Origin of the sequence: Methylomonas rivi (assembly GCF_024505165.1) — a bacterium.
GTDB lineage: Bacteria > Pseudomonadota > Gammaproteobacteria > Methylococcales > Methylomonadaceae > Methylomonas > Methylomonas rivi.
Map to the genome: position 1 here is coordinate 1 of NZ_JANIBK010000206.1, position 4,964 is coordinate 4,964.

The window sequence follows — 4,964 nt, forward strand, 5'->3', positions numbered from 1 at the left end:
TGCTTCGCCGCCGACCGTGCAGCTGGTCAGGACAGGGGCTTGTTCGGGCTGCTGGATGTGCCGAGCCAGTTCGCTCAGGTAGGCCGGCGGCAAGTCGATGCGGGTGATGCCATGGCTTTCGATCGCCGCCAGGGTTTGTTCGACGCTCCACAGGATCTGGTCGCTGATGACCACTTTGGCGCCGCACGCCAGAGGCACCGCCCATTGTTCTATCGCCGCGTCAAAGCTGAACGAGGCGAAATGCAGGCAGACATCGCCGGCTTGCATGGCATACACCTCGGCCATGGACTGGCAATGCCGGGCCAGGGCGCCGTGGCTGACCGCCACGCCTTTAGGCTGGCCGGTGGATCCGGAGGTGTAGATCAAATAAGCGGTTCGTTCGGGATGCGTCACTAGCGCCGGCGGCGTGTCGGGGTAGGCGTACAGTTCCAGACGGTCCAGTTCGAGCGTCATGATCGACGCTGGCGTGTGCGCGATTGATGGTCCTTCACTATGGCTTAACAGGCAGCCGACACCGGCATCGGCCAGCAAATAACGCAAGCGTTCCTCGGGATAATCCGGGTCCAAGGGCAGAAACGCCGCACCGCATTGCCAAACCGCCAGACTGGCGACGATCATGTCCGCCGAGCGCGGCAGGCACAAGCCCACCACGTCGCCCGCTTTCACGCCGGACGCCAACAAATGGTGCGCCAGCCGCTGGCTTTGGCTTTGCAAGTCGGCATAGCTCAGCACCTGCCCGGCACAAACCAGGGCTTCGGCGTCGGGGTGGGCTTGCGCCTTAGCGCGAATGGCTTCGGCCAATGCAAGCCATTCACAAGGTTTGGCTTCGTTAGCGCTCGAACAAGTCCATTCCTGCGGATCGAGCAGCGGCAAGTCCAGTAAGGCCGTCTCGGGTGCAGCCAACGCGGCTTCGGCCAAGCGGCAAAAATGCCGAGCCATTCGCTCTATCGTCGAATGGTCGAATAAATCGCTGGCATAGGTCCAAAGGAGAACAATGCCGTCTTTGCCAATTTCGAAGGTATCCAATATCAATTCGAATTGGGTGGTGTGGCTGTCGCGGGCAAACGGCGCGATATTAAGCAAGCCCAGGGCTTCGGCGATCTCCGCCTGTTGATACTGATGGTTGTACATCACCTGAAACAGCGGATTGCGGTTCAAACTCCTTTCAGGGCTGAGCGCTTCAACCAATTGCTCGAACGGCAAATCGGGATGCGCCTGCGCGCCCAACGCGGTGTCTTTGAGCCTATCCAGCACCTGGCGGAAACTCAAGCCTCCGTGCAGTTCGGTCTGTAACACCTGGGTATTGACGAAAAAACCGACCAGATGCTCGGTCTCGCGGCGATTGCGATTGGCAATCGGCACACCGACGCGAATCGCATGCTGGCCGCTGTAACGGTACAGCAGCATTTTGAACAGAGCCAGCAAGCCCATGAACAGGGTTGCACCTTGCTCCAGACTATATTGGCGTAGCGCGGCGCTCAAAGCATCGGGCAACGGGAATTCCAGCTTGGCGCCATGGTCGCTCGGCTGTGGCGGCCTGGGTTTGTCGAACGGCAATTCAAGCGCAGCATGCTCGCCGGCCAGTTTTTCCGTCCAATATTTCAGCTGCCGTTCCATTTCGCCCGCTTCCAGCCAATGCCGCTGCCAGACCGCGAAATCGGCGTAACCAATCGCCAATCCGGGCAATTGCGGCTCCCTTCCCTCGCAGTAGGCGCGATAGATCTCGGCGAATTCGCTAATGACGATATTCAGCGACCACTCATCGGCAACAATGTGATGCAGCGCAATCGAAAGCACATGGCGGTCGGCGGCCAGCTTCAGCACGCTGACCCGCAATAATGGACCGTTTTCCAAATCGAAGGGTTGCCGCTCGATAGCCTCAAGCTTGGTTTTGACTGCGGCCTCGTCGCTAAGCATTGCGCGGCAATCCAGCCAAGCCACCACTACCTGCAACTGTTCATGGACGACTTGTAGCGCCTTACCGCCGACGTTGCGGAACGTGGTTCTGAGGCTTTCATGCCGGGTCACCAGTTTATTGACACTGCGTTGCAACGCGGACGCGTCCACCGCGCCGTTCAGCCAGACCGCATCGGCGATGTGATAGGCACTGCTATCCGGTTCCAACTGTGCCAGAAACCATAGCCGCTGCTGGCCGTAGGACAGTGGTAGCGGCGCATCGCGCCTGACGCCGGTAATCGGCAGCTGTGAAACGTCTATGCCGCGACGTTTCAACAGCACGATCAGGGCTTTGCGTTGCTCGATGCTCAGGTCGTTAAAATGGGCGAGTAGGTTTTCCATTAAACAAATCTATTTTCAATAAGGTTTACGTCGCTGCGCACGAAACAGGCAGCGATCGTTTCATTCTTCGGCGGCCAGCAAGGCCAGCAAATCTTCCGCCGACAGGCCTTGCAACTCGGCCAGAGCGCCTGACAATTCGGACTGTAAATCCGGCTGTTGCGCAGATAGGGCTTGCAGCGAGTCGATTTCCGCCGCCAGCGCCGCCAACCGCGGGATTTCGAATATGCGCCGCACCGGCAATTCAACCCCGACCGACTGCTTGACGCGGCCCACCAGTTTCATCGCCAGCAAGGAATGCCCGCCCAGCTCAAAGAAATGGTCGTCCAGGCCGACCCTGTCGATGCCCAACAACTCCCGCCAAATCGCCGCCAATCGTTGTTCGGTTCCGGTTTGCGGTGCGCGATAATCGCCCCGGTTCAGTTCGGGTTCCGGCAGGGCTTTGCGGTCGAGTTTGCCGTTAACGGTCTTGGGCAGGCTATCCAGTATTACGATGGCGTTGGGCACCATGTAGTCGGGCAAGCGTTGCCGCAAGCCTTGTTGCAGTGTTTCGACCTCGACCAGGCGACCGGCGGTGGCGGCGTAGGCGACCAAGCGCGGACCGTGCGGGCTATCTTTCAGCAGTACCGCGGCTTCGGTTATGCCGGTTTGCGCCATGAGTGCCGCTTCGATTTCCCCCAGCTCGATGCGCAGGCCGCGCAGTTTGATCTGATGATCCAGGCGGCCCAGGTATTCGATGACGCCGTCGTTGCGCCACTTTGCCTTGTCGCCGGTGCGGTATAAGCGGTCGCCGCTACCGAACGGGTCGGGTATGAAACGTTCGGCGGTGAGTCCGGGACGGCGGTGGTAGCCGCGCGCCAGACCTCGGCCTCCGATGTACAGTTCGCCGGCGACACCCGCCGGTAGCGGGTTGAGGTGGGCATCCAGAATGTGGATTTGGCTGTTGGCAATCGGTTGGCCGATCGGCACGCTGGGTCCGCCATCGTCGCGGCAGGTCCAGTGGGTGACGTCGATCGCGGCTTCGGTGGGGCCGTACAGGTTGTCGAGTTCGACGCCCGGCAATCGCTGAAATACTCGCTGTTGCAGTTCCGCCGGCAAGGCTTCGCCGCTGCAGACGATACGTTTCAGGTCGGGAAACGCCGGCAGCTCGGGCTGGTTGACGAATTCGGCCAGCATGGACGGCACGAAATGCAAAGTGCTGACGCGGTGTTTCAACATCAGTTGGCTCAACGCCGCCGGGTCGCGATGCGCGCCGGGTTCGGCAATCGCCAGACGGGCGCCGGTCAGCAAGGGCCAGAAGAATTCCCACACCGAGACGTCGAAGCTGAACGGGGTTTTTTGCAGCACGCTGTCGCCAAGGCCAATGGCATAGGCGTCCTGCATCCAGTGCAGGCGATTGGCCAGGGCTGCGTGGCTGTTGGCCACGCCCTTGGGCCGGCCGGTGGAGCCGGAGGTATAGATGATGTAGGCCGGGCTTTCCGGATGCAGCCTTGGGCTGGGCGCAACATCGGGTTGGCCGTTCAAGTCCAGTTCATCCAGATCGTAGGCTACGCACTGCGTACCGCAAATGCCTTGCAACTTGGGCCACACCGCGCCGTGGCTAAGTAACAAGCCGATGCCGGAGTCTTCGATCATGTACGCCAGCCGGTCGGCGGGATAGTCCGGATCCAGCGGCACGTAGGCGCCGCCGGCCTTGACGATGGCCAGCAGGCCGACCACTAATTCCAAGGAACGTTCGACAGCTATGCCGACAGGAATTTCCGGGCCGACGCCTTGGCTGATCAAATAATGCGCCAGACGGTTGGCACGGCTCTCCAGTTCGGCATAACTCAGGGTTTGCTCGCCAAACGCCAGGGCGATCGCCTCCGGTTGCATTGCGGCGCGTTGGCTAATCAGGGTGTGAATCAAGCCCTCGGGATAGCGGCGCGGCGTGGCGTTCCAGGCAGCAAGCTGGCTTTGTTCGGCTGCCGTCAGTGAGCTCAAATTGGCAAGCGGGCGTTCGCCATCTTCGATCATGTCCAACAGCAACTGGCGAAAATGCCGCTCCAAAACCTGCACGACATCGGCATCGAAGCGATCCCGCCAATAACCGAAGGCCAGCCCGAGCGACTCGCCTACACTGACATTCAGTGTCAACGGATAGTGGGTGATATCGATATGCCGGGGCAAACCGAATTGCAGGCCGGCATCGGCATTGCGCAACGCGGCGTCGACCGGAAAGTTTTCGAATACCAGCAATGTATCGAACAGCGCCACCCCGGCTTGCCCGGCCCAGCGCTGAATATCGTACAGCGGCGTTTGTTCGTGTTCACGCAAAACCAGATTGTCTTGCTGCAAGGTTCGCAACCAGTCAGCGACCGATTGCTCGGACCGGCCGGTGACGATCAACGGCAACGTATTGATAAACAGACCCAACATGCCGTCCACGCCGGACAAATCGGCGGGTCGCCCTGATACGGTAACGCCAAACGCCACGGTTTGTTGGCCGCAATAACGTTGCAACAGCAGCGCCCAGGCGCCTTGCAGTAAGGTATTCAAGGTAATGCGCTGACGCTGGGCGAAGTCCTGCAGGTTCCTAGTGATATTCGCATCCAGTCGCTCGCTGTAACTGCCGTGACCTGCTCCGCCAGCCCGGCCGAGCGCGGCGGCCAGCAGACTCGGCTCGTCCA

At 60.3% G+C, this 4,964-nt stretch carries 2 protein-coding genes; both read right to left on the reverse strand.

Going from position 1 to position 4,964, the window contains the following annotated elements; all coding sequences use genetic code 11:
- A partial coding sequence (locus NP596_RS19710; protein WP_256617106.1) for a condensation domain-containing protein occupies positions 1-2,298 on the reverse strand: 2,298 nt, incomplete at its 3' end.
- 60 nt (positions 2,299-2,358) lie between these two features.
- Positions 2,359-4,964, reverse strand: a 2,606-nt coding sequence (locus NP596_RS19715) for a non-ribosomal peptide synthetase (RefSeq protein WP_256617107.1), incomplete at its 5' end; no start/stop codon positions are given.